The 24,041-nt window shown below is 69.2% G+C and carries 23 protein-coding genes; 12 read left to right on the top strand and 11 right to left on the bottom strand.

Annotation, left to right across the window (positions count from 1 at the left end):
* Positions 1-4: 4 nt before the first annotated feature.
* The 3 genes from ACIA47_RS18015 to ACIA47_RS18005 form a co-directional block, all read right to left on the bottom strand.
* Positions 5-1,177: a hypothetical protein gene (locus tag ACIA47_RS18015; RefSeq protein WP_396709192.1), complete on the bottom strand. Its 1,173-nt coding sequence runs from the start codon at positions 1,175-1,177 to the stop codon at positions 5-7.
* Positions 1,174-1,536, bottom strand: coding sequence for a sigma factor-like helix-turn-helix DNA-binding protein (locus tag ACIA47_RS18010; protein ID WP_396709190.1), 363 nt, complete (start codon positions 1,534-1,536; stop codon positions 1,174-1,176). Before ACIA47_RS18010 ends, ACIA47_RS18015 begins: the two co-directional genes overlap by 4 nt.
* Positions 1,537-1,771: 235 nt before the next feature.
* Complete coding sequence (locus ACIA47_RS18005) at positions 1,772-2,950, bottom strand: MalY/PatB family protein (protein WP_396709188.1); 1,179 nt, start codon at positions 2,948-2,950, stop codon at positions 1,772-1,774.
* A gap of 281 nt (positions 2,951-3,231) precedes the next feature.
* Here ACIA47_RS18005 and ACIA47_RS18000 point away from each other — a divergent pair, with 281 nt between their 5' ends.
* From ACIA47_RS18000 to ACIA47_RS17990, 3 genes are all read left to right on the top strand, one after another.
* On the top strand, positions 3,232-4,278 hold the full coding sequence (locus tag ACIA47_RS18000) for an SMP-30/gluconolactonase/LRE family protein (protein WP_396709186.1): 1,047 nt from the start codon (positions 3,232-3,234) through the stop codon (positions 4,276-4,278).
* A gap of 221 nt (positions 4,279-4,499) precedes the next feature.
* Positions 4,500-5,180, top strand: coding sequence for a haloacid dehalogenase-like hydrolase (locus ACIA47_RS17995; RefSeq protein ID WP_396709184.1), 681 nt, complete (start codon positions 4,500-4,502; stop codon positions 5,178-5,180).
* On the top strand, positions 5,177-6,037 hold the full coding sequence (locus tag ACIA47_RS17990) for an oxygenase MpaB family protein (protein WP_396709182.1): 861 nt from the start codon (positions 5,177-5,179) through the stop codon (positions 6,035-6,037). Before ACIA47_RS17995 ends, ACIA47_RS17990 begins: the two co-directional genes overlap by 4 nt.
* Positions 6,038-6,085: 48 nt before the next feature.
* Here the strand turns inward: ACIA47_RS17990 and ACIA47_RS17985 are convergent, their stop codons facing one another.
* Positions 6,086-6,751: a response regulator gene (locus ACIA47_RS17985; protein ID WP_396709180.1), complete on the bottom strand. Its 666-nt coding sequence runs from the start codon at positions 6,749-6,751 to the stop codon at positions 6,086-6,088.
* A complete protein-coding gene (locus tag ACIA47_RS17980; RefSeq protein WP_396709178.1) occupies positions 6,748-7,596 on the bottom strand; it encodes a sensor histidine kinase in 849 nt (282 codons plus the stop codon). Before ACIA47_RS17980 ends, ACIA47_RS17985 begins: the two co-directional genes overlap by 4 nt.
* Positions 7,597-7,708: 112 nt before the next feature.
* On the opposite strand from ACIA47_RS17980, the gene ACIA47_RS17975 reads away from it, so the two are divergent.
* Genes ACIA47_RS17975 through ACIA47_RS17965 form a run of 3 tightly spaced genes read left to right on the top strand, consistent with a single transcriptional unit; the run spans position 7,709 to position 9,806 of the window.
* Positions 7,709-8,422: an ABC transporter ATP-binding protein gene (locus ACIA47_RS17975; RefSeq protein WP_396709176.1), complete on the top strand. Its 714-nt coding sequence runs from the start codon at positions 7,709-7,711 to the stop codon at positions 8,420-8,422.
* Positions 8,416-9,168 (top strand): hypothetical protein, encoded by a 753-nt coding sequence (locus tag ACIA47_RS17970; protein ID WP_396709174.1) that lies wholly within the window; start codon positions 8,416-8,418, stop codon positions 9,166-9,168. Before ACIA47_RS17975 ends, ACIA47_RS17970 begins: the two co-directional genes overlap by 7 nt.
* Positions 9,165-9,806 (top strand): hypothetical protein, encoded by a 642-nt coding sequence (locus tag ACIA47_RS17965; protein WP_396709172.1) that lies wholly within the window; start codon positions 9,165-9,167, stop codon positions 9,804-9,806. Before ACIA47_RS17970 ends, ACIA47_RS17965 begins: the two co-directional genes overlap by 4 nt.
* Before the next feature lie 78 nt (positions 9,807-9,884).
* On the opposite strand, the gene ACIA47_RS17960 is transcribed toward ACIA47_RS17965, so the two are convergent.
* Genes ACIA47_RS17960 through ACIA47_RS17945 form a run of 4 tightly spaced genes read right to left on the bottom strand, consistent with a single transcriptional unit; the run spans position 9,885 to position 15,413 of the window.
* A complete protein-coding gene (locus ACIA47_RS17960) occupies positions 9,885-12,209 on the bottom strand; it encodes a glycoside hydrolase family 3 N-terminal domain-containing protein (protein ID WP_396709170.1) in 2,325 nt (774 codons plus the stop codon).
* 38 nt (positions 12,210-12,247) lie between these two features.
* Positions 12,248-13,114, bottom strand: coding sequence for a carbohydrate ABC transporter permease (locus tag ACIA47_RS17955; protein WP_091407036.1), 867 nt, complete (start codon positions 13,112-13,114; stop codon positions 12,248-12,250).
* Positions 13,111-14,109, bottom strand: a complete 999-nt coding sequence (locus tag ACIA47_RS17950) for a carbohydrate ABC transporter permease (protein ID WP_396709167.1) — start codon at positions 14,107-14,109, stop codon at positions 13,111-13,113. Before ACIA47_RS17950 ends, ACIA47_RS17955 begins: the two co-directional genes overlap by 4 nt.
* Entirely contained in the window at positions 14,106-15,413 is a 1,308-nt protein-coding gene (locus ACIA47_RS17945) for an extracellular solute-binding protein (RefSeq protein ID WP_203116090.1), read from the bottom strand. Before ACIA47_RS17945 ends, ACIA47_RS17950 begins: the two co-directional genes overlap by 4 nt.
* 139 nt (positions 15,414-15,552) lie before the next feature.
* On the opposite strand from ACIA47_RS17945, the gene ACIA47_RS17940 reads away from it, so the two are divergent.
* Positions 15,553-16,557 (top strand): LacI family DNA-binding transcriptional regulator, encoded by a 1,005-nt coding sequence (locus ACIA47_RS17940; RefSeq protein WP_203116082.1) that lies wholly within the window; start codon positions 15,553-15,555, stop codon positions 16,555-16,557.
* Positions 16,558-16,581: 24 nt separating this feature from the next.
* Complete coding sequence (locus ACIA47_RS17935) at positions 16,582-16,728, top strand: hypothetical protein (protein WP_396709164.1); 147 nt, start codon at positions 16,582-16,584, stop codon at positions 16,726-16,728.
* 44 nt (positions 16,729-16,772) lie between these two features.
* Here ACIA47_RS17935 and ACIA47_RS17930 read toward each other — a convergent pair whose 3' ends face one another.
* Complete coding sequence (locus tag ACIA47_RS17930) at positions 16,773-17,186, bottom strand: nuclear transport factor 2 family protein (protein WP_203116080.1); 414 nt, start codon at positions 17,184-17,186, stop codon at positions 16,773-16,775.
* Positions 17,187-17,255: 69 nt separating this feature from the next.
* On the bottom strand, positions 17,256-18,011 hold the full coding sequence (locus tag ACIA47_RS17925) for an SDR family oxidoreductase (RefSeq protein WP_203116078.1): 756 nt from the start codon (positions 18,009-18,011) through the stop codon (positions 17,256-17,258).
* A gap of 127 nt (positions 18,012-18,138) precedes the next feature.
* Here ACIA47_RS17925 and ACIA47_RS17920 point away from each other — a divergent pair, with 127 nt between their 5' ends.
* The 4 genes from ACIA47_RS17920 to ACIA47_RS17905 all read left to right on the top strand — a co-directional run bounded on the left by ACIA47_RS17920 (position 18,139) and on the right by ACIA47_RS17905 (position 23,899).
* Positions 18,139-18,573, top strand: a complete 435-nt coding sequence (locus ACIA47_RS17920; protein WP_203116076.1) for an Rrf2 family transcriptional regulator — start codon at positions 18,139-18,141, stop codon at positions 18,571-18,573.
* 230 nt (positions 18,574-18,803) lie between these two features.
* On the top strand, positions 18,804-20,651 hold the full coding sequence (locus ACIA47_RS17915) for a glycoside hydrolase family 15 protein (RefSeq protein ID WP_396709161.1): 1,848 nt from the start codon (positions 18,804-18,806) through the stop codon (positions 20,649-20,651).
* Positions 20,652-20,779: 128 nt separating this feature from the next.
* On the top strand, positions 20,780-21,334 hold the full coding sequence (locus ACIA47_RS17910; RefSeq protein ID WP_203116075.1) for a hypothetical protein: 555 nt from the start codon (positions 20,780-20,782) through the stop codon (positions 21,332-21,334).
* A gap of 390 nt (positions 21,335-21,724) precedes the next feature.
* Positions 21,725-23,899: a HelD family protein gene (locus ACIA47_RS17905; protein WP_396709159.1), complete on the top strand. Its 2,175-nt coding sequence runs from the start codon at positions 21,725-21,727 to the stop codon at positions 23,897-23,899.
* Positions 23,900-24,041 lie beyond the last annotated feature (142 nt).

Raw genomic sequence — 24,041 nt, 5'->3', positions numbered from 1 at the left:
CCGGTCACTGGCGGGTGCACCGCCACACCAGCGGCCGATACGCCCGCTTCTCGTGGACCGCCCCGACCACCGTCAAACCGTCGTCGCTGATTCCCTCGGCCGTGTACGTGCCCGCCTCGGTCGCCCGGACCTCGGGGTGGCCCGGCAACCGGCGGGAGGTGCCATCCGGAGCGACCACCAGCGGCGCACCGTCGCTGACCAGCAGCTCACCATTACCGGCAACGCCGTTCGCCCCGGAGAAGGGCAACAGGTTCACCGCCCCCGTGGCGAGGTTCCACCGCACCGGCAGCATCTGCACGGCGCCGCTGCGCTTGCCGCCGGGAACCATGCCGATCGCCCATTCGCCCCGAGCCGAGTCGACCGAGGCCCGCCGGTAGCCGTCGGGCACCGCCAGCGCCGACCCGACGCCCTGCGGCGTCCACCGGTAGGGCCTCTCGCCCATGGTGCCGACGATCGTGCCGTCTTCGGTGATCCCGGTCGCGGACGACCCCGGCTGGCCGACCAGCCGGTACTTCTGTGGTTGGTCCGTCGACCACAGCACGGCGTGGTGCGAGTCGTCGAACCTACGGGCGGTGCCGACGATGTCGCCCCGACCGTTGACCGCGTGCACGAGCACCGCGTCGTAGCCGGGCGGGGTGGCCAGGAAATGCAGCTTCCCATTCCGGTACAGCCAGCCGGTGCCGTCGCCGTCGGTGCCGACGACATCGCCACTGGCGTTGACCGCTGCCGCGTGCCGCGCGCCCGCCGGCAGGACGACCGACCGGCCGTCGGTCCACAGCACGACCCGGCCGTCCTCCTGCCCGGTTCCGACGTCGCCGACGATGTGCCGCCCGCTGGGGTCGACTCTGTTGGCCACCGCGACCGGACCGCCGATCGGCTGCGACAACCACGACGCCTGGCAGGTGAGTGGCGGGCGCGGGACAGCCGACCCGCTTCCGGCGGGTGACACAGCGAGCGCTGGCGGGGTTGGAACTGGCGGGCCGGCGGTCCCGCCGGCCTGGACGGCGCCCACGACGCCGACCCCGGCCAGCACCGTCAGTGCCGCGATCCCGCCGACGCGGCGACGCCGGCGGCGCCGACGGCCGTCGCGGACCGCCCGGCGCAGGTCGACCCGGGGCTCGGGCACCGGCACCGAGCGCAGCAGCTCGGCGATCCGCTGATCGTCCACCGTGGTCATCTCGGACTCCTCACTGACATCTCGGTGACGTCGAGCACCTGGCGGACCGCCGCCAGCGCCCGAGCCGTCTGCGCCTTCACGTTGCCTTCGGAGCAGCCCATAGCGGCGGCCGTGTCGGCCAGCGACAGGTCGCACAGGAACCGCAGGACCAGCACGGTGCGCTGCCCGCGCGGGAGGCGAGCGAGCGCGGCGAGCAGGCTGTCCCGCTCGGCCAGCCAGTTCACGTAGAGCGCCGTGATCGTCTGCTGCACCACGTCGTCGGCCAGATGGGCGTCGCCGCACATCAGGAACGCGGTCCGGTGCAGGCTCGGCAGTCGCGCGGAGACGTACTCCACGAACTCACCCTCGGCATCCACCATCGAGGCTCCCTCCTCCGCAAGCTCGACGGGGCCGGACCACCATCAGGTTGCGTCCCGTCCAAGAACGCTCGGAAGCCCTACCGCTCGGCCGGGCCGGGGGTGTCCCGCCCGGCCGCGGCGGCGGACGGATCAGTGGTTCAGGCGTGCCGCGAGGCGGTGCCGCCGGCACCAGTAGGGCGTCGAGGTGAAACGGCCGGGGAAGGACTGGAAGCGCAGTTGCTCCCGGCTGACGGTCTCAGTCGACGGCGCTGGTCATCCGGCGTACCGCCTCGGTGATGAGCTCCGGTGCGGTGGCCAGGTTCAGTCTCACGTGCCCGCCACCGCCGGTCCCGAAGGCCAGTCCGGAGTTGAGCGCCACCCGGCCACGGTCGAGGAACACGCTGGCCGGGTCGTCGCCGAGGCCCAGGGCGCGGCAGTCCAGCCAGGCCAGACAGGTGGCCTGACCGGGCTGGTAGCGGACGGCCGGCAGGTGCTCGGCGAGCAGCGCGGTCAGGAGCCGACGGTTGTCGTCCAGGCCTGTCAACAGGGCGTCGAGCCACTCGCCGCCGTCGCGGAAGGCAGCGGTGTGGGCGATCACGCCGAGGTGGCTGGTGCTGACGCTGACCCCGAACGGGACGCGGGCGAGGTCACCGGCTGCGGCCGGGCCGGCGACCAGGAGGCCGCCGCGCAGACCGGCCAGGTTCCACCCCTTGGAGGCGGACATCAGCGACAGGCCGTTCTCCGCGCCGGGCACCGAGAGGTACGGCACGAACCGCGCTCCCCCAGCCACCACCGGAGCGTGAATCTCGTCGGCTACCACCCGCACCCCGTGCCGCTGGGCCAGTCCGGCGACGGCGGTCAACTCGGCCGCGCTGTGCACCACGCCTGTCGGGTTGTGCGGGCTGCAGAGCAGGTACGCGACCGGCCTTCCACCGGCGCGAGCCCGCCGGAACGCATCCTCCAGCGCGCCGAGGTCGATCCGCAGGTCCTCGCCGAGCGGTGCCTCCACGATCCGGCGCTCGGCGTGCGCCACGGACTCGTAGAACGGCGGGTAGACCGGGCAGTTGACGACCACCGCGTCCCCCGGCTCGCTGACCAGCCGCAGCGCCTCGACGACGCCGTGCATGACGTCGGGCACCAACGCGGTGCGCTCCACGGCCAGCCCGTCCCAACCCCACCGCCGGGCGGCGAACTCGGCCACTGCCTGCGGGTACGCCGTTCCGACGGTGTAGCCGGTGTCACCGCGCGCGACGGCATCGGTGATCGCCCGTGCGACCGGCTCGGCCAGAGGCACGTCCATCTCGGCCACCCAGAGCGGCAGCACGTCGTCGGGGTACTCCCGCCACTTGAGGCTGGTCCGCTGCCGGAGCTGGTCGATCGTGAGCTGGCGAAGGGGATTGACCGCGGTTCGGGCACCACTGAGCAGACCACTCATGTCCCCACCCTATTCCTTGCCTCCGGCCGACGCCCAGGGTCACCACTGATCTGTCCACTGTGGTCGTACCGGAAGGAATTTCGGAGGCTTTTTAGCATTGACCAGCGTCTTTGTGTGCGATCCCCGATCCGTCTCGGAATCAACGGCGAAAGACTGCTGCGGGTTGCCAGTTCATAACTTAGGCTCCCGAATGCCCACATCGACGGCCCGCCCTCACGCCGTGCCAGCCACCGACCTCGCACGCCGGCCATCGCAACCCTCGACGCCGATTGGAGTATTCGATGACCTGGCGTCCAACCATTGCCGCACTGGCCGGTCTGTGCCTCGCGGTCAGCGCCACCCCGTTGCCCGCCGGTGCTGCCGCCGACGCTGCGCATGTCAGCGCTCACGCCGCGCTCGCCGGTCCGCCCGGCGCACCGCCCGGGGCCTGCCCGACGGGGGCCAGTTACGGCCCGCCGCTGCCAGCCAGCACCGTTACTGCCCCGCGAATCCAGGGTGGGTTCACGTTCCTCGAAGGGCCGGTCTGGATCGCCGATGGCGGCTACCTGCTGATGTCCGACATGACCGCCGGCACCGGGCCGTACAACGTCCAGCCGTCGACGATCCGCCGGTTCACCCCGCCAGCGAGCTTCGACACGTTCATCGCCGACGCCGGCAGCAACGGCCTGGCACTCAGCGCCGACGGCCAGCAGCTCGTCGCGGCCACCCACGACCAACGGAGCGTGTCCGCGTACCGGTTGAGCGACCGGGCCCGCAGCACCGTCGCGCCGAACTACCAGGGCCGGGCGTTCAACTCACCGAACGACGTCGCGGTCCGCTCCGACGGCGTCGTCTACTTCACCGACCCCAACTTCCAGCGCGGCAACCGCCCCGACCAGATGAGCGGGCGTACCAGCGTCTTCCGTGTCTCCAACGGGCAGGTCTCGCTGGTCGACGACCGGTTGCGCCAACCCAACGGCATCTCGCTCTCGCCGGACGGGACCGCTCTGTACGTGGGCGCCTACTCCGAGAACAAGATCTACAAGTACGCGGTCCAGCCCGACGGCAGCATCGGCGCACGCAGCGTCTTCGTGAACTACATCGGCGGCCCGGACGGCGGCACGATCGACTGCGCCGGCAACGTGTACTGGACCTCGGGCGCGGATTCCCTGGTCCACGTCTACTCCCCCACGGGCACCCAGCTCGGCACGATCCGCTCCGGCAACTCCGGCACGACCAATGTGGCGTTCGGCGGCCCCGACCGGCAGACCCTCTTCGTCACGTCGGGCCGGTGGGGCGACTCCGGGCTGTACAGCGTGCGACTGAACGTCCCCGGATATCCGTACTGACCGACGGCTGGATGACGCGCCGCTTCCGTCGTAGCCCGACGAGGCGGCGCGCTAGCCGGCGGTCGCGGCGATGAACACCACCGTCCGACCACTACCAGCGCGGCGGCAGGAAGGTCTCCCGTCGGGCCCGGCGCAACGCCTCCCGGACCGACCTGACCCACCCGGCCACCCGTACACTGGCCTCATGGCGAACCGCCCGTGGCACCAGGGTCGGTAGACCGATGAGGGCGTCGACCCCAGACACCGTGATCTTCGATTTCGACGGTGTACTGCTGCGCGGGGACGCTTTCGGGCTGTTCCTGCGACGCACTGCTTTCGCGGGTGCCCGGCTGCCGCTCGCCGTCGCCGCGCTCGTTCTCCTCGCGCCCATCGTCACCATTCCCGCCTTCCGTCCCTGGGCGGGGCGGTGGGTGAGCCGAATCGGCTTGTTGGGCCGGAACGCGGACGAGTTGCGGGCAGAGCTGGAACGTTTCGGCGCGGGCCTCGGTGCGGAGCCAGGGCGGATCATAGCGCCCGGTCTGCGGATGATCCGTACCCACCTCGCCGCCGGCGACCGGGTCATCGTCGTGACCGCGTGCGAGCACACCCTGGCGCGCGCGGTGCTCGACGCGATCGGCCTCGCCCGGGTCGAGCTCGTGGCCTCGCGCATTCGCGGGCCGAGGCTGATCGTGCACAACCACGGGGCGACCAAGATGGCGCAGCTCGCCGGCCAGGGAGTGACGCCACCGTGGCGGGTGGCCTACAGCGACTCGCTGTCGGATCTGCCCGTCCTCTGCGCCGCCGAGCAGCCCGTGCTGGTCAACGCGAACGCGCGTCAGGTCGCCCGGGCACGCCGGTTACTCGGCGCCCGGCTGACCACCGTCACCTGGTTGGGTGGCCAGGCCCCGGAGGTCCGCCGATGAGAGGCCGCTACGACAACCTGACCCGCACCCGTGCTCTCGACCCGGAACGCGACTACCTGGCCATCTACCAGACCATGCTGCGCTACGAGTTTCCGTGGGACATGAAGCTCGGGCTCAACCTCGCCTTCAACCGTTCGTTCTCCATCCCCGCCATCGCCACCCTGCACACCGCCACGGGCGAGCTGACCGAACGCACCCAGAAGCGGATCGACGACACCGGTCTGCTGATGTACGAGATGGTGCTCAACGGCTTCGACCAGCCTCGGGGCCGCGACGCGTTGCGGCGCGTCAACCAGATCCACCGCCCGTACGACATCAGCAACGACGACTTCCGCTACGTCCTCGGCTGCCTGGTCGTGATCCCCACCCGGTGGTTGCAGGAGTACGGCTGGCGCCCACCCTGCTGCCACGAACGTCACGCCACGTACCTGTTCTATCGGGAACTCGGCCGACGAATGGGCATCACCGACATCCCCGGGTCGTACGACGAGTTCGAGGTCTGGTTCGACGCGTACGACGCAGCTCACCTGCAACCCAACGACGACGCGGCGGCCATCGAACGCGCCACCCGCATGCTGATGCTCACCCGGATCCCCCGGACGCTCGCTCCACTGGGAAACGCGCTGGTCAGCGCCCTGTACGACGCGCCGCTGCGGCGCGCAACGCGGGTCGACACGCCGGCCTGGCCGGTCCGGGCGGGGTTGCACCTGGCCTTGCGGACGCGCTCACGGTTGCAGCGGTTGTTCGGGGCACCACTGACGACCGCGTTGTTCGCCGACGGGATAACGGCCAAGAGCTACCCCCACGGGTACGAGATCAGCCAACTCGGGCCGCACCACGATCGGGAGCACGAATAGGTATCGGCGGAGACAGCGAACGATCGACGCAGACCGCGCTGCTTGGTCTCAGTGACGCGGCCGCACCAGCCCTGCGTCGAAAGCCGCGATCACCAGCTGTGCCCGATCTCGTACGGCCAGCTTCGCCAACAGGTGCGTGATGTGCGTCTTCACCGTCTTCACGGAGATCACCAGGGCAGTTGCGATCTCGTCGTTCGACAGGCCGCCGCCGATCAGTGTCAGCACCTCGACCTCCCGGCCGGTCAGCCCCCGCAGCCGCGGCGTCGGCCGGTCCGGGTACGGCGCCGCGACGTAGTGCGCCACGAGCCGGGTGAGGATCGACGGCGCGAACAGCGATTCACCTCGGTGGGTCCGGCGGATCGCCTCGATCAGCTCCTCCGGGCGGGAGTCCTTCAGCAGGAAGCCGGACGCGCCGGCGTGCAGCGCCTCGTACACGTACTCGTCGAGTTCGAACATGCTCAGAACCAGGACGCGGGCGGCGGACAGCGCGGGGTCGGCACAGATGCGGCGGGTGGCCTTGAGGCCGTCGAGGTGCGGCATCCGTACGTCCATCAGGATGACGTCGGGGCGGGTGGTCCGCGCGTGCGCCACGGCGTGTGCTCCATCGCCGGCCTCACCGACGACGGTCAGGTCCGGCTCGTTGTTGATAATCATGGCGAGGCTGTGTCGGAGAAGCGCCTGGTCGTCCACCAGCAGCACCCGGATGTCGCTCACGCTGCCCCGTCCCGAATCCGCGCGGTGACGCGGAAGCCCTGGCCGACGTGCTCCGCGGACAGGGTGCCGCCGAGACTGCCGATCCGTTCCCGCAACCCGGCCAACCCGTGCCCGGCGCCGGGTGTCGCCAGCCACCCGTCACCTTGCGGGCCGGCGTCCGCAACCGTGGTCACCACGTACGTTCCGTCCCGAGACACCCGCACCCGCACGTCTGTCGGGCCCGCGTACCGTGCCGCGTTGCTGAGCGCCTCCCGGACGGTCTTGCAGACGGCGACCTGTACACCCTGCGATACCGAACCGAGCGGTTCGACCGTCAGCCGTGTCCGAAGCCCCGCGAGCGACGCCCCGTGCACGATGCCGGGTAAGTCGTCGAGGTTGTCCACCGGAGCACGGCGGCTGGCGGCCGACGGCTCACGGAGGACTGTGAGCATGCGGCGCAACTCGGCCGTCGCATGCCGGCTCGCGTCCTCGATGTCGGTGAGCGCCGCCTCCACCTCGGCAGGCTTGGGTAGGTGCCGGGTGGCCGCCGCGCGGACCGTGATCAGACCCAATCCGTGCGAGACGATGTCGTGCAGGTCGCGGGCGATCCGCAGGCGTTCGGCGAGCACCGCCTCGGACGCCGCCCAGGCGGTCAACCGGGACTCGTAGGCGGTCCGGTCGGTGCGTGAGCGCCGCACCGCCCACACCGCTGCCGCGACAGCGCCGCCGACTGTCAGCGACGGCAGAACGACCGCGAGGGGGCCCCGCGCGCCGACCGTACACATGGCCATCACCAGCACGCTGGTCACCGCGACAACAACCGGCACGGCCCTGGACTGCCCGGAGGGGCGCGGATGGGCGTTCACCACCCCGACTGTAGATCTCAGACCAGGGTCTGAGGGTCCGTGGACCGACCCGGCCGTCGAAATCCGAGAACGGTCGGATGTACGAGCGCCGACAGGCCGGTTGACTCGACGCATGATCACGATCGATCGCGTCAGCAAGACCAAGAGCAGGACGCAGATCCTGTACGACGTCAGCTTCGAGGCCCGGCCCGGCCGGGTCACCGGCTTCCTCGGGCCGAACGGAGCCGGCAAGACGTCCACGCTCCGTATCCTGCTCGGCCTGGACCGCCCACAGAGCGGCACCGCACTGATCTGCGGGCGTCCGTACCGGAAGCTGGACCACCCGCTGACAACTGTCGGCGCGCTGCTCGACGGCAGTGGCGCGCACCGGGCCCGCCAGGCCCGCGCCCACCTGCGGTGGGTGGCCGCCAGCAACGGGCTGCCCGATTCACGCGCCGACGAGGTCCTTGAAATCGTGGGCCTGGCCGATGCCGCGCGCAAGCGTGCCGGCCGTTTCTCTCTCGGGATGAGCCGCCGGCTCGGGCTCGCCACCGCCCTGCTCGGCGACCCAGAGGTGCTGGTCCTGGACGAACCGGTCAACGGCCTCGACCCGGCCGGGATCCGCTGGGTCCGCGAGTTTCTCAAGGACAGCGCGGCGGAGGGCCGAACCGTCCTGCTCTCCAGCCACCTGATGGGGGAACTGGCCGAGATCGCCGACGACGTCATCGTGATCGACAAGGGACGGGTCGTGATCCAGGGCGGGCTCGCCGACGTCACCGGCGGTCATCGCACGCTCGAAGACGCCTTCCTGGCGCTGACCGCCACCGGAACAGGTGGATCATGGTGAGCCTTGTTCGCGCCGAGCTGCGTAAGTTGTTCGGCCTGCCCACGGCCTGGGTCGGCCTGGTGCTGGGCACCCTGGCGGCACCCCTGATCGTCCTGCTGAACGCGCCGTACACCCGCCGTGCGATCGCCGCGGGCACCGTTACCGACACGTCCGACCTGGGCCTACGCGACCTGGGTTTCGGTCTTATCGGTCCGATGATCCTCGGTGTGATCGTGGTGAGCAGCGAATACACGTCCACCGGACCGGACAGCCCCGGCGCCCGCCAGCTCACCACGACGCTCACCGCCGTCCCCGACCGACGGCGTCTGCTCACCGCGAAGACCACCGCACTGGTGCTTGTCGTCGCGGCACAGGCGGCGGTCACCGCTGCCGCCGCACTCAGCCTCGCCCGAGTGCTGCATGGCGACCACGCACCGACGCCCGCCGCGGCCCGAGTCGCCGGCGCGATCCTCTACTGGACGCTGACCGCACTACTCGCCTACGCGATCACGCTGATCACTCGCAACGGGATAGTGCCGCTGACACTGCTGATCATCAACAACACTGTCGTCTCGGTGTCGTACCTGCTGACGAAGGTCACCGACCTCGCCGCCTACCTGCCGGACATCGTCGGGGCGCGGATGTTCCTCCGCACCGCGGACTTCCCCGTTCAGATCTCTCCGCTGACCGCCGGGCTGGTGATGACCGCGTGGGTCGTGGCGTTGCTCGCGGTCGGCGCGGTCCTGTTTCACCGGCGGGACGTGTGAACACCGCCCGCGCGGAACTACGCAAACTGCTGACCCTGCCGTCGCTGCGCCTGACCGTACTGCTGACCTGGACCGCCCACCTGGCGCTGACCTGTGCGTACAGAGTGGCCGAGTCTCGCGGCGAGCCACTCGGCGACAACGCCGCCCTGGCACCACTCGCCTACACCCAGGCCGGCTTCCTGGTGCTCGGCGTGCTGGCGGCCGCATCCGAGTACGAGGACGGCGGCCAGATCCGCACCACACTGCTCGCGTCGCCCCGGCGGCTGCCTCTACAGGCGGTGAAGGCCCTCACGCTGGCCGTGGTCACGCTTCCGGTCGCCGCCACAACGGCGGCCACCAGTGCGTTGCCGGCCGGCAAGGCCACGTGGACGCCGACCGCAGCCGCGTACCTGACGCTCACCACACTGCTCGGGGCGGCGTTCGCCAGCGTCGTCCGCCGCTCGGTGCTCGCCGTGATCCTGTTGCTCGGTCTGTACTTCATCGCGGGACCGTTGATCCGCACCTGGTCCGCCACCAGCGCTGCCTACCTGCCGGACACCGCGGCCCTCGACCCCTCCCGTGGCGCCGCCGCAACGGTCGGCTGGACCCTCGGTGCCCTGGCCCTCGCCGCTTACACCTTCCACCGACGCGACGCCTAGGTGTGCACATCTCCGCTGGGGCACACGAGTGGGGCCGGTCCGCCGACAAGTCCGCGAGGAATGACGGCGGACCGGCTCTCAGCGGATGTCGGTGGTGGTCCAGCGTGGGGAGGTGTTGGTGACCGGGACGGTGTCACCGACCAGCGTGGTCACCGCCTGGGAGTCCCGCCGCGCGCTGGTGCCGACCCACAGCTCGACGTCGCCGGGCTCCACGACGCGGGTGAAGGTGCGGTCGGAGAAGGCCAGGCGGGTGGTGGGCACCGTCAGCTCGACCGTGACGGACTGGCCCGGTTCCAGATGGACTCGCCGGTAGCCGAGCAGCTGCGCCACCGGCCGGGTCACCGAGGCGACCACGTCGCGACCGTAGAGCTGGACCACGTCGTCGCCGGCGACCGCGCCGGTGTTCGTCACCCGCACTGTCACCGCTACCGCCCCGCTGGTGGGCGCCGTGCTGGGCACTGTGAGTTCGCTGTACGCGAATGTCGTGTAGGACAGGCCGTGGCCGAACGGCGCCACGGGCGTCGCCGGCAGGTTCGTCACCTCGTTGCCCGCACCGAGGGTGGGGTGCAGGTAGGAGTACGGCTGCGCGCCGGCCGATCGGGGCAGGCTGACCGGCAGCCGGCCCGACGGGTTGACCCGCCCGGAGAGCACCCCCGCGATCGCCCCCGCGCCCTCCTCGCCCGGGAAGAACGCCTGCACCACCGCCGCGCAGCGCGAGAGCGCCCAGCCGACCGCGTACGGCCGGCCGGTGACCAGCACGAGGACGACCGGTGTGCCGGTTGCCAACACCGCCTCGACCAGTTCACGCTGGACGCCGGGCAATTCCAGGTCGTCCCGGTCGCAGCCTTCGCCGACAGTGCCACGTCCGAAGAGGCCGGCGTGGTCGCCGACGACCAGGACGGCCACGTCGGCGCCGGAGGCCGTGGCAACGGCCTCGTCGAAGCCGGATCGGTCGTCGTCGTCCACGTCGCAGCCGCGTGCCCAGGAGACGAGATCGCCGCCGAGCTCAGCCCGCACGGCGTCGAGCACGGTCGGCACCTCGATGCCGGTCTCCACCCCGGCGTGCTGGACGAGGACGTGGTTGAGGAACGAGTAGCACCCGAAGAGCGCGCTCTGCCGGTCGGCGTTCGGGCCGATGAGGGCCACCCGTCGCCCGGCGGGCAGCGGCAGCGCGTCCCGGTTGGCGACCAGCACGATCGATTCCTCGGCGAGCCGGCGGGCGATCGACCGGTGCTCGGGCGAGTCGAGGTCGATCGCCTCGGGCGGCTCGTCGGTGAATGTCGCGTCGAGCAGCCCCAGGTCCTGCTTCTGGCGCAGCACCCGCAGCACCGCGCGGTCAATCAGCGCCTCGTCGAGCTTGCCCGCCCGCACCGACTCCCCCAGGGTCAGATAGGCGTCGCCGGTCGGCAGTTCGACGTCGAGACCGGCGGTCAACGCCTGCCCGGCCGCGTCCGCGTGATCGCTCGCCACGTGGTGCAGCAGGTTCAGGAACGCGACCCCGTAGTAGTCGGCCACCACAGTGCCGTCGAAGCCCCACTGGTCGCGCAGGATGCCGGTCAGCATCGTCGGGTCGGCGGCGACCGGCACCCCGTCGATCTCGGTGTACGAGTGCATGACGCTGCGGGCGTCCCCGTCGATGATCGCCATCTCGAACGGAAGGAGCAGCACGTCGGCCAGTTCCCGACGGCCGACATGCACCGGGGCGAAGTTGCGCCCGGCGCGCGAGGCGGAGTAGCCGGCGAAGTGCTTGAGGGTGGCGTGCACCCCCTGCGACTGCAGACCGCGCACGTACGAGGTGCCGATGGTGCCGACCAGGTACGGGTCTTCGGCGATGCACTCGTCGACCCGACCCCAGCGGGGGTCACGGATCACGTCGAGCACCGGAGAGAGCCCCTGGTGCACGCCCAGGGCACGCATCGAGGCGCCGATCGCCGCGGCCATCTCGGTGACCAGGTCGGGGTCGAACGCGGCACCCCAGGCCAGCGGGGTGGGGAACGTGGCCGCCTTCCACGCGGACAGCCCGGTGAGGCACTCCTCGTGGACGATAGCCGGGATGCCGAGCCGGGTGCCGGTGACCAGGTCACGCTGGAACTTCCACAACCAGGACGCGCGTTGCGCCGCGTCCAACGGGCGGGTGCCGTAGGCGCGGGTGAGGTGACCGAGCCCGTGCCGGGAGAAGTCTTCGAGCTTGAAGGCGTCGGCGAACTCCCCCTGCAACGGTGCGACCGCCTCGCCGTCCACCTTCTCCCAGAAGCCGACGAGCTGGGCGATCTTCTCCTCGATCGTCATCCGGCCGAGGAGATCGCGCACGCGGGCCTCGCCGTCATGCCCGTCCGGTCGTCCGTGCTCCGGACCTGCCTGAGCCGGTGCCGGCCCGCCCACCACCGCGTGGACCTCAGTCATGCTGTGCCTTCCTGTGGTTGTGCTCGTACCGCTGCCGCTCAGCCCTTGACCGCGCCCTGCAGACCACCGACGATCTGCTTCTCCGCGAGCGTGAAGAAGAGCAGTGCCGGCAGCATCGCCAGCGAGGTGAAGGCGAGTACGCCTGCCGTGTCGGTGGTGTACTGGCTGGAGAAGTTCTGCACGCCCAGCGGCAGGGTGTGCAGGTTGACATCGCTGAGGACGAGCAGCGGCAGCAGGAACGAGTTCCAGCTCGCCACGAACGCCAGGACGCCAACGGTGACGAGCGCGGGCCGCGACAGCGGCATCGCGACGCGCCAGAGGAAGCCGAGCCGACTCGCACCATCGATGGCGGCGGCGTCTTCCAACTCTCTCGGGATGGCCGAGAGGAAGGGACGCAGGATCACGATCGTCAGTGGCAGTGAGAAGGCGACCTGCGGCAGGATCACCGCGTAGTAGGAGTTGATCAGGTTCAGGTCACGCAGCATGAGGTAGAGCGGCAGGATCGCCGCCCCGGCCGGAAACAGCAGACCGAGGGTGAAGAAGGTGTAGAGCCCTTCCCGCCCGCGGAAGCTGTAGCGGGCGAGCACGAACGCGGCGGCCAGTCCGAGTACGACCACGGCCAGCGTGGTTCCCAGGGCGATGACCGCGCTGTTGAATGCCTGTTGCCAGAAGTTGCTCTGGGTCAGCACCCTGGCGTAGTTGTCCCAGACGAACGGGTCGGGCAGGCCGGCCGGGTCCGCGACGATCTGCGGGGTGGTGCGGAAACCGCCGATGACCACGTAGATGACCGGGGCGATCGACACCGCAGCGATCGCGAGGGCGAGCGCGTAGGTGAGCGGCGTGCCCCAGGAAACCTGACGGCGTCCGGTGGACGGGGGGAGAACCGAGTTCACGGCCATCGTCACTTCGCCCTTCCGGTGATGGCGCCCTCGATGTCGCGGCGAAGCAGGAACCGCTGGAACAGCAGCGCCGCCACGAAGGAGATGACGAACAGGATTACCGCCACAGCGTTGCCGTAGCCCCACAGCCGGGCGAAGAACCCGTTGTCCACCATGTATGTCGCCATGGTGGCCGACGCGCCGAGGGACCGCACCGCGGGCACCGAGGTCACCCAGATCATGTCGAAGATCTGCAGCGAGCCGATCATGGACAGGAACATCCAGATCCGGATCGTCGGGCCGAGCAGCGGGATCGTGACGTGCCGTTGGATCTGCCACCAGCTCGCGCCGTCGATGGCCGCCGCCTCGGTCAGCTCGTCGGGCACATTGGACAGCCCGGCGAGGAGCAGGATGATGGCGAAGCCGACGTATTTCCAGGTGAGGATGGCCAGCAGGGTCCAGATGACCACATCCAGGTCCGCCAGCCAGGCTTGCACCAGGCCGCCCATTCCCAGCGACCGCAGCAGCGCGTCGACAGTGCCGTCGCCGGTCAGCAGCAGCTTCCACATGATGCCGACGGTGACCTCGGCCAGCACGTACGGCACGAACACCAGCAGGCGGAACACGGCCCGCCCACGGAAGCGACGGTTGAGCAGCAGGGCGACGCCCAGGGCGATCGGGCCCTGGATCAGCAGCGACCCGAACACGATGATCGCGTTGTTGCGCAACGCGTCGAGGAAGATCGGGTCCTGGAAGGCGAGGGTGTAGTTCCGCAGACCGACGAACTCGGTGGGAGGGCCGACCCCGCGCCACCGGAAAAGGCTGTAGTAGACCGCGAAGCCCATCGGCACCAGCACGAACATCACGTAGATCAGAACGGCCGGCGTGGTGAGCCCGATGATCTCGTACCACTTGCGGCGGTTGTCGGCTCGGCGGGCGGACTCGCGCCCGGCCTTGTGGGGGCCCGCCGGCGACGCGGAAGCGCCGCCGGCGGGCATACGGATCTGGTTGGCGGAGGTCACTTGCTTGCGGCCGCCTTCATTGCCGAGACGACCTTCTCAGGCGTCCCGTTGCCGGCGAAGATGGCGACGATCGCGTCGTTCATCGCGTTGCCGACGGTGCTGCCGTAAGCCGTGTCCAGCCAGAGCTGGACGTAGCTCGCCCCGGAGGTGGCCTCCAGAATGGACTTCAACGCGGGATCCTTCACGGCGTCCGCCGCGCCCTTAGCGACAGGCAGGCCAGTGCCGGTCTCGGCGTAGCCCTTCTGCACCTCAGGGCTCACGATGTACTTGAGGAACTCGACGCACTCCGGCGGGGCGTTCTTGGCGCAGGAGAACCCGTCGCCACCGCCGAGAGCCGCCTTCGGGTCACCCGGGGAACCGGAGATCGCCGGCACCGGGAACCAGCCGAGGAACGACGCGAGCTTCGCCTTGTCCGTGGTGACGGTGTCCAGGGTGCCGCGGTTCCAGTCACCCATGAGCTCCATCGCGGCCTTGCCGTTGGCGAGCATGCCGTTGGCGCTGGTCGGGTCGTTCTGGCCCGGCGTGGCGATGAAGTTGGGCTGGAACGGCTTGGTGTCGATGAACGCCTTCAGGTCCTGGCCGGCCTTCACGAAGCACGGATCGTCGAAGTTCTTCTCCGCGGAGGCCTTCTTCAGGGCGTCGACCGAGCAGGCGCGCAGCGCCATGTTGTACCACCAGTGCGCGGCCGGCCACTTGTCACCGGCACCCACGGCGATCGGAATGACGTTGATCGCCTTGAGCTTGGTGACAGCGGTGTTGAGCTCCTCGAAGGTGGTCGGCGGAGCCGCGATGCCCGCCTTGGCGAACATTTCCTTGTTGTACCAGATGCCCTCGATGCCCATCCGGAACGGCAGACCGTACTGCTTGCCCTTGACCTGCCAGATCTCCGCGGCGCTGCCGATGTCGCCGACCTCGGTCTTGGTCTGGTCGGTGATCTCCTTGAGGTAGTCGGCCTCCACCTGCTCGCTCATCTCGCCGCCGCCCCAGGCCTGGAAGATGTCCGGCGGGTCGCTGCTCAGCAGCGCGGCAGGGAGCCGGGTGCGCTGGAGCTGGTTCGTCTCGATCGCCTCGATCTCGATCTTGACGGTGGGGTGGAGCGCGGAGAAGTCCTTGGCGACCTTCTCCCAGTAGGTCTTGCCGGGCCCGTCCTGTGAGGCGTTGTGCCACCAGGTCAGGGTCACCGGGTCCTTGTACAGCTCGCTCTGAGGGGCTGCCTCTTCGCCGCCGCCGGAACACCCGGCGAGGACGACAACACTTGTCATTAACAGTGCCAGAACGGCACTCGCACGCCGCTTCGTTGCCATCGATGTCTCCTCGACTAGTCAGTCGCGGTACTCGGCCTGCGGCGAAGTTTTACAGTCATGTAACTTGATGTCAATCGGTATCGATAACGTTTTCGAGTCGCTGGCGACGCGCCCGCTGCGGGGCCCTATCATCATCGACGTGGTGTTTCAGCAGCGCGTCAAGATGTCGGATGTGGCACGTACTGCCGGCGTCTCGGTCGCGACCGTGTCGAAGGTCGTCAACGGCCGCTACGGCGTGGCCCAGGCAACCGTGGAGCGCGTCCAACAGGTCATCCACGAGCTCGGCTACGAGGCGAGCCTGGGGGCGCAGAGCCTGCGCAGCCACCGCACCAACGTGCTCGGCATCCTGGTCGCCGAGTTCGAGCCGTTCTCGACCGAGCTGCTCAAAGGGGCGTCGCAGGAGGTCGCCGGGAGCGGATACCAACTGCTGGCCTACTCCAGCGGGGACGGCGAGGGCGCCGCCGTGGGGTGGGAGCGGCGCTCGCTCGCCCGGCTCTCCGGCACCCTCATCGACGGCGCCGTGATCGTCACGCCGACCGTGGTCGAGACCGAACACAGCTTCCACGTCGTGGCCGTCGACCCACACACCGGGCCGTCCGACCTGCCCACCGTCGATTCGGACAACTTCGCCGGCGCCGTGCTGGCGACCAACTACCTACTGTCCCTCGGCCACACGCGGATCGGGCACATCAGTGGACGCACCGACCTGAAGTCGGCGCAGCTGCGCGAGGCCGGCTTCCGCAGTGCCATGGCCGAGGCCGGTGTGCCGGTGGACGAGCGGCTCGTCCGCGTCGGCGGGTTCCGGATCGAGAGCGCCGCCGGCACGGCCGCGGAGCTTCTCGCCCTCACCGACCGGCCGAGCGCGATCTTCGCGGGTAACGACCTCTCCGCGATCTCCACGATGACCGTGGCCCGCGACATGGGCCTGTCGGTGCCCGACGACCTGTCGGTGATCGGCTTCGACAACGTACCGGAGTCGGCGCTTGTCAACCCGCCGCTGACGACCATCACGCAGCCGTTGCAACGGATGGGCGCCGAGGCGTTGCGCCTGCTGGTCGACCTGATCGCCGGCGTCGAACGCGACACCCACATCCGGCTCCCCACCGAGCTGGTCATCCGTTCCTCCTGCCGCCCGCTGCACTGACCATGAGGCTGACCGGCCCGGCCCGTGGTCGTCATCGGCGTCGACACACACAAGGACACCCGTACCGCCGCGCTGCTCGACCCCCGCACGGGCGGGGTCCTGGCCAGGGTCACGGTGAGCGCCGACCCGGATGGCTACGCCGAGCTGGCGGCCCTGTCCGGTCAGCAATGACGCCCAGGCATGTTGTTATCGCCTCGGCGTCGGGATCGCGTGGCTCACGCCTGGAAGGCCTGGTTCACGGCGTGTGTGTCCTCGTAGAGGTGCATACGCACGATCTTGCCGTCGGAGATGGTGAGATGCAGTGCGACCGGCGTCTCGAACCGCTTGCCCGTAGAGACGACGGTGTGCGAAAACGTCCCGAGGATGACGGCATCGTCGCCGTCGACGACCACCGCGCCCGGGATCGCGGTGCTCTGGCCAGCGACGAAAGCCTTCCACATTGTGCGGAAGTAGACGGGGACGTGTTCGCGTCTTGACCGGCGCCCGGTCCACGGCAGTTCCTCGCTACCGGGGACGTTCCAATCGATCTCGTCGGCGAACAGTTCGCCGAGGCCCTCCGCGTCCTGCTTGGCCAGACGCTCCATGAACTGGTTCACCATGGCCTTGGTGACATTGGTCGAGCTGGTCATTAGGGTGTTCCTCCGAGTTGTCGCTCACTGGATCACTTCGGTCGCCGACCGAGGCCCTCTCCCGGTCATTCAGGCGTTGTAGCCGCCGTGGGCGTCCAGCACCGCGCCGGTGACGTACGACGCGGCGGGGCTCGCCAGGAAGGCGATCGCCGCGGCGATCTCGTCGGGGTGGCCCATGCGCTGCAGGGACAGTGAGCTGAGCAGCGCCTTGAGGGTCTCGGGGTTCGGTGGTTCCAGCCCGCTCTCCATCAGTCCGGCTTCCACGACGTTGGCCGTGATGCCCCGGGGTCCGAGGTCCCGCGCGACGCCCATGGTGTACCTCTCGATTCCCGACTTGGTCGCCGAGTAGTCGGCAAGACCGGGGACGCCGACCCGGGTGCCCAGTCCGGAGCTCACGGTGATGATTCGGCCGTCCGCGCGCAGCACTCGGGAGGCGGCCCGGATGATGGCGATCACGCCGAGGTAGTTGGTGGCATGCATCCGGTCCAGCGCCGCGTGGTCGGCCTCCGGGTCGTCCACCGTCCGGCCCTGCTCCGGCGAGATCGCCGCGTTGTTGACCAGGATGTCCAGGCCGCCGAAGTAGGCGACCACGTCGTCGATGAGCACCGACGCCCGGCTCATGTCCGCCTGGTCGGACTGGAAGGCGACGGCCTTCACGCCCTTGCCGCGCACCTCGTCGACGACGGCCCGCGCCTGCTTCTCAGAGCTGACATAGGTGAACGCGACGTCCGCGCCGTGCTCGGCCAGCAGTCGTACGGTCGCGGCCCCCAGGCCGCGGGAGCCCCCGGTGACCAGGGCGATCTTGCCCGTGAGCGGCTTGTTCATTCTTTCCACCTCGCTGATTGATCCTCCAGGAAGTCGTAACGCTAATGGTTACAACAACACTGTCGCAACATTTGTTGTTACGACGTGACGGTCGTAACGTGGAGCGTTACGGCAGGAAGGAGGACTCATGAGCGCCAACAGCAGGCTGACGATCGCCGCCCACGCGCTGGCCTGGATCAGCCTCTACCAGCGCCGGGGCAACCCGGTCGCCACCTCGGAGCAGATCGCGACCAGCGCCAACACCAACCCCGTGGTGATCAGGAGGCTGCTCGGCGAGCTGCGCAGGGCAGGGCTCGTGGACTCCCGGCGGGGCGCAGGAGCAGGCTGGTCGATAACACGCGAGCTGGAGTCCATAACCCTGCTCGACGTGTACGAGGCAGTGGAACCCGGCCCACTCTTCGCGATGCACCGCGCCACCCCGGACCAGGAGTGCGTGGTCGGCTACGGCATCCAACCGGCGATGCAGGGCATCTACGGGGGCATCGAGGAGACCTTGAGACGAGAGTTGGCCCGCGTCACGCTCGAGGACGTACTCCGGGACATCCTCGCGGCACCTCGCTAGGTGTGCTGCTTCGAAGTCGGGTGCGGCGTGTCGGTGGTCGTGCCCCGTCTCGGTGTCGGCCGTCCCCGCGTACGACCCGACCGGGGCTACACCTCCCGCGCCAATCGGACCCGGCGGACGGTCGGTGCAGGTTGTGCCACGCGACAGGGTGGCGGAACGTGAATCTCACCTAAGTTGACAATTCCTCCCCTAGGTTCGGTGCGCAGGACGCAGCCGAACCGGGGAGAGACGTGGACAGCTATCCGGCGATCGAGGATCACGGGCTCATCGGCGACCTACAGACCGCCGCGCTGGTGACGTGCGACGGGACGGTCGACTGGTTCTGCGCGCCGCGGTTCGACTCGCCGAGCATCTTCGCCGCCCTGCTCGACAAGGAGAAGGGCGGCTACTTCCAGATCGCGCCGCACGACGTGCGGTACGTGACCAAGCAGCTCTACCTGCCCGGCACACCCATCCTGATCACCCGGTTCATCAGCGCCGACGGGGTGGCCGAGGTGATGGACTTCATGCCGGTCACCGGCGAGCGGGCCACCGACGCGCATCGGCTGGTCCGCACCGTCACCATGGTCCGCGGCAGCATGCGCTTCCGGGTGGAGTGTCGTCCGCGGTTCGACTACGCCCGCGAAGAGCATCAGCTTGAGCGCCACCACAACGGTTACGTCTTCCGCAGCCGGTCGGCGACGCTGACGTTCAACCCGGTCGACCCCGTGCGGCGGTTGATCTCCGAACAGGGCGACGTCCACCTTGAGGGCGGCGATCTGGTCGCGTACGGCACTCTTAACGAGGGCGACACCGGCGGGGTGGTCCTGGAGACGGGCGGCGCCGAACCGCGCATCTTCGCGCCGGAAGAGATCCAGGGCATGTTCGAGTGGACCCAGGACTACTGGCGGCGCTGGCTCGAACGTTCCCGATACACCGGCCGCTGGCGGGAGATGGTCGAGCGCTCGGCCATCACGCTCAAACTCATGACGTACGCGCCGACCGGCGCGATGATCGCCGCACCCACCACCGCGCTGCCCGAACTGGTCGGCGGAACCCGCAACTGGGACTACCGCTACACCTGGGTACGCGACACGTCGTTCTCGGTGCACGCGCTGCTCGGCCTCGGCTTCACCGAGGAGGTCAGCCGGTACATGAACTGGCTGGACGAGCGGATCCGCGAGGCCGGCGACCACCAGGACCCTTTGAAGATCATGTACCGCGTGGACGGCTCCTCCGACCTGCACGAGGAGGTGCTGGAGCATCTGGAGGGCTACCGAGGCTCCTGGCCGGTGCGGATCGGCAACGGCGCCGCCGACCAGCTGCAGCTCGACATCCACGGCGAGGCCCTCTACGCCATGCACCTCGCCGACGAGCAGGGCATCCGCGTCTCGCACCAGGTGTGGAAAAGCACCGTCCGGCTGGTCGACTGGCTCTGCCACAACTGGGACCAACCCGACGCCGGCATCTGGGAGAGCCGCCACCACCCCCGCAACTACACATTCGGTCGGGTGATGTCCTGGGTCGCGCTGGACCGGGCCATTCGGCTGGCCACCCGCACCGGCCGCCCCGGGGACATGACCTGCTGGACCGAGCAGCGCAACCGCATCTACAACCAGGTCATGGAGCGCGGGTACGACCGGGCCCGCGGCACCTTCGTGCAGGCGTACGACGAGAACGTGCTGGACGCAGCGCTGCTCGAGATGCCGGCGGTCGGTTTCGTCACGCCGAGCGACCCGCTGTGGCAGTCCACCTTGCAGGCGATCGAGCGTGAGCTGGTCTCCGACAGCCTGGTCCACCGGTACGACCCGGTCCACTCCCCCGACGGCCTCCCGGGCCACGAGGGCACCTTCAACATGTGCACCTTCTGGTACGTCGAGGCCCTGGCCCGTTCGGGCCGCCTCGACGACGCCCGACTCACCTTCGAGAAGATGTTCACCTTCAGCAACCACCTCGGCCTCTACGCCGAGGAGATCGCCTCGACCGGAGAGCAGATCGGCAACTATCCCCAGGCGTTCAGCCACCTCTCATTGATCAACTCAGCGCTGACGCTCAACGACCTGCTCGACACCGAGGCCGACGCCCGCCGCAGGCGGTAGCGCCAGCAGGTTGCGGCCGGCCGCCGCACACCCGGAGCCGACGGCGGGAAGTGCTTGACGCGCCCACGTCCATCGCGCATCGTCGACATGCATCGACTATCTCGAATGTATTGACGCGGGGAGAACCGATGAAGGCGTTCGTCACCACCGTCTCGGCTGCGGCCCTGCTGCTCCTGGCCACGGGCGGCGCATCCCACGGCCAGCCGGCGGCGGACCCGCCCTGCACCGGGCAGATCCACCCGAACCCGGGGTTCGAGCGCGGCACCACCGGCTGGACGGCAGGCCCCCGCATCGTCGTGTTGGGCGACGCGACCCGGCCCGCACACACCGGCCGCGCGTACGCCACCTTCGCCGGGCTGGACGTGACACGTAGCGACCTGCTGCGCAGCACCGTCACAGTGCCGGCCAACTGCGACCTGACGGTCCGCTTCTGGGTGCGGACCACCACCACGGAGACCAGCCGCGGCGACTACCTGAACGTCGGACTGGCGGTCACCGGGATTCCCCCGAAGACGAGGTTCTCGCTGGCCTTCGACGGCGGGGCGGAGTGGCGGCAGTACGTCATGTCGAGCGGAACAGCCACTACCGAACGCACCGCGACGGTCAGCTTCCTCGCCAGCGAGACGGCCGGCAACGGCGCCACCGCCTTCGACGTCGACGACGTGTCCTTCAGGTTGAGCTGACCTCCGCGGGACGACCCTCGCCGACGCGGTGATCGGCCCAGTAGGTAGCAGTCCGTCCAGATGAACCAGGACCGATCCGTGGGCGACAGATTCGTCGGCGCGAACGGGTAAAGCAGTGCGCGTTCTTCGAGCGGTTCGGGGACAGCCGGCAACGGCCCCGACACACATGAGGGTTTCGGAACACACACCCACAGAACAGATGAAGACTGGACTGTCAATAAGAAAATCGGGATTGGTGAGGTCACGAGCAACCCCGGAACCGCAAGCCATTGAGATACCGATCTCTGCCAGCTGATTCCCTGGCCGGTGAGGGAAACCAACTCTATGCTTGCCGCCGAATGCGCTGCGGCTCATCCGGGCCGAGGGTTACCCCGATACAAGGATTTGCGAATGCACCGGAAGTCTGCCCTGAGCAACGGCACCGCTGGCGTCGGCGAGGTAGCACCTGACGGCCAACTGCCGACCTCGACCGCAGAGGGTGCCGCGCGCCGATCCGCAGTCGCCGAGGAACAGGCATTCTTGGACTTGGCAACGGCCCGGCGCGACAGGCTGGCCGCTCACCTACAGGTCGAACTTTCGTCAGAGCCCCTGGACGCGTTGGAGCGGGCCCGGCAGCGCATGCTCCGCCAGCAGTACGACGAGCTACGGCGAGCAGAGGACGGTCTGGTCTTCGGCCGCCTCGACGGCCTTGACGGCACCGTGCGCCACGTGGGCCGTGTCGGTCTCCGTAACGACGGCGAGGGCGCTGAGCCACTGCTGGTGGACTGGCGCGCTCCCGCAGCTCGGCCCTTCTACACCGCGACGGCTGTCGACCCACAGGGTCAGGCGCGGCGCCGGCACATCCGTACGACGGGATCGGCCGTCATCGGCGTGGACGACGAGCCCCTGGACGGGAGCGCAACGGCGGAACTCGTCGGCGAAGGCGCTCTACTGGCCGCCCTCGACCAGCGCCGCACCGGTCGCATGTCGACGGCGATCTCCACCCTGCAACGCGAACAGGACGACATCATCCGGGCCGAGGCGACCGGCCCGTTGATCGTCCAGGGCGGTCCCGGCACGGGCAAGACAGTGGTTGCCCTGCACCGCGTCGCGTACCTGCTGTTCACCCACCGAAAGATGGCCGACCAGGCGGTCCTGGTCCTGGGCCCGTCGCCGCGGTTCCTCCAGTACATCGCCCAGGTGCTGCCCGCGCTCGGTGAGACCGCCGTCGTCTCGGCGACCTGCGACACCCTGTTGGCCGACATCCACGTGGGCCGCGACGAGAGCCGGCTTCTCGCCGAGATCAAGGGCCGCGCCCTCTGGCAGTCCACGCTCGAAAGCTACGTCGCGTCGCTGCTCCCCCGACCGCACGAGCTGAAGCTGCGCTGGGAGGGCGAGTTCTACGTCATTCCAGCGGCAACTGTGGCGCAGGCGCTCGCCTCGGCGGTGCAGGGACGCCCGTACCACCGCGCCCGCGCGGCGTTCGCCGAGCAGGTGCACCACCTCCTGGCCGATGTCGTCGCCGAGCAGCGCGAGGCGCTGATGGAGGAGATGGAGGAGGGCTTCGAGGACATCCTCGCCCGCGTCGACAAGGGCATGGAGCAGGACCACCCCTCCACCCGGACGGCCACCGGCAGCGACATCGACGGTCTGCTCTCCGAGGAGGAAGTCGAACAGCTTCGTTGTCGTATCGCAGAGAACGCCACCATCGCCCGGTTCATCGAGGCATGGTGGCCCACCCTCGACCCCGAGACCCTGCTGGGTGATCTCCTGACCGACCGCACCCTGCTGGCCCGGTTCGCCCCGCAGCTGTCCCCCGAGGAGATCACGGCCGTCGCGGCCGAGCCCGCTCCATGGGCATCAAGCGACATCCCTCTGCTCGACGCCCTCGCCGACCTGCTCGGCGAGGTCGACACCCCGCAACCACAGGGCGAGTTCCTCGCCGACCGCGCTCGCCGCCAGCGCGGCTGGGTGTACGGCCACGTCGTCATCGACGAGGCGCAGGAGCTGTCCGAAATGCAGTGGCAGATGGTTCTCCGGCGCTGTCCCAGTCGCTCCATCACCGCCGTCGGCGACATCGACCAGGCCGAGGCAGCGCACCGGCACACCACCTGGGCACAAGCGGTGCGGGCTGCCTTCGGAGACCGCTGGACCGGCGCGGAACTCACCATCTGCTACCGGACCCCGCGCGAGGTCATGGACCTCACCGAACCGGTCTTGGAGAAGGCTGGCAGCCACAACACTCCGCCACGAGCGGTACGTTCCTCCGGCATCGCCCCCTGGGAGCTCACGATCACCCCCGCTGAGCTTGCCGGCGCCACCGTGGAAGCGGTGCGGCAGTTGCAACAACGGTGGCACGGCGGCACGGTCGGCGTCATCGCGCCCGCGGAGCGCATCGCCACACTCCAAGCCGTACTCAGTGATGTGCCGGTGCTCACCGCAACCCAGTCCAAGGGACTGGAATGGGACGCGACGCTCCTCATCGATCCTCAGGGCATTGCCGCCGAACCGCGCGGTTGGAACGGCCTCTACGTCGCGCTCACCCGATGCACCCAGGAACTCGGACAGCTGACACTCACGCAGTAATCAGCACACCCATGACGTCTGTGGACGCTGTTCGAGATACGCGCTGTTGTGCTGAACCAGGAACGGTCACCCAATCCTGACGAGTGCCCGGAACAAGCCCGAACAGGCCGGTGAGCAGCCCGGACAGGTGCGCTTATTTCGG

Origin of the sequence: Micromonospora sp. NPDC051227 (assembly GCF_044455385.1) — a bacterium.
Classification (GTDB): domain Bacteria; phylum Actinomycetota; class Actinomycetes; order Mycobacteriales; family Micromonosporaceae; genus Micromonospora.
The sequence above is the reverse complement of the archived record's forward strand: the minus strand, read 5'-3'. Positions and strand labels throughout refer to the sequence as shown.

What these genes read in the sequence shown, in the direction of transcription:
- ACIA47_RS18015 (WP_396709192.1), bottom strand. Translation starts at nt 1,177, where the DNA reads ATGACCACGGTGGACGATCAGCGGATCGCCGAGCTGCTGCGCTCGGTG.
- ACIA47_RS18010 (WP_396709190.1), bottom strand. Translation starts at nt 1,536, where the DNA reads ATGGTGGATGCCGAGGGTGAGTTCGTGGAGTACGTCTCCGCGCGACTG.
- ACIA47_RS18005 (WP_396709188.1), bottom strand. Translation starts at nt 2,950, where the DNA reads ATGAGTGGTCTGCTCAGTGGTGCCCGAACCGCGGTCAATCCCCTTCGC.
- ACIA47_RS18000 (WP_396709186.1), top strand. Translation starts at nt 3,232, where the DNA reads ATGACCTGGCGTCCAACCATTGCCGCACTGGCCGGTCTGTGCCTCGCG.
- ACIA47_RS17995 (WP_396709184.1), top strand. Translation starts at nt 4,500, where the DNA reads ATGAGGGCGTCGACCCCAGACACCGTGATCTTCGATTTCGACGGTGTA.
- ACIA47_RS17990 (WP_396709182.1), top strand. Translation starts at nt 5,177, where the DNA reads ATGAGAGGCCGCTACGACAACCTGACCCGCACCCGTGCTCTCGACCCG.
- ACIA47_RS17975 (WP_396709176.1), top strand. Translation starts at nt 7,709, where the DNA reads ATGATCACGATCGATCGCGTCAGCAAGACCAAGAGCAGGACGCAGATC.
- ACIA47_RS17970 (WP_396709174.1), top strand. Translation starts at nt 8,416, where the DNA reads ATGGTGAGCCTTGTTCGCGCCGAGCTGCGTAAGTTGTTCGGCCTGCCC.
- ACIA47_RS17960 (WP_396709170.1), bottom strand. Translation starts at nt 12,209, where the DNA reads ATGACTGAGGTCCACGCGGTGGTGGGCGGGCCGGCACCGGCTCAGGCA.
- ACIA47_RS17945 (WP_203116090.1), bottom strand. Translation starts at nt 15,413, where the DNA reads ATGGCAACGAAGCGGCGTGCGAGTGCCGTTCTGGCACTGTTAATGACA.
- ACIA47_RS17930 (WP_203116080.1), bottom strand. Translation starts at nt 17,186, where the DNA reads ATGACCAGCTCGACCAATGTCACCAAGGCCATGGTGAACCAGTTCATG.
- ACIA47_RS17925 (WP_203116078.1), bottom strand. Translation starts at nt 18,011, where the DNA reads ATGAACAAGCCGCTCACGGGCAAGATCGCCCTGGTCACCGGGGGCTCC.
- ACIA47_RS17920 (WP_203116076.1), top strand. Translation starts at nt 18,139, where the DNA reads ATGAGCGCCAACAGCAGGCTGACGATCGCCGCCCACGCGCTGGCCTGG.
- ACIA47_RS17910 (WP_203116075.1), top strand. Translation starts at nt 20,780, where the DNA reads ATGAAGGCGTTCGTCACCACCGTCTCGGCTGCGGCCCTGCTGCTCCTG.
- ACIA47_RS17905 (WP_396709159.1), top strand. Translation starts at nt 21,725, where the DNA reads ATGCACCGGAAGTCTGCCCTGAGCAACGGCACCGCTGGCGTCGGCGAG.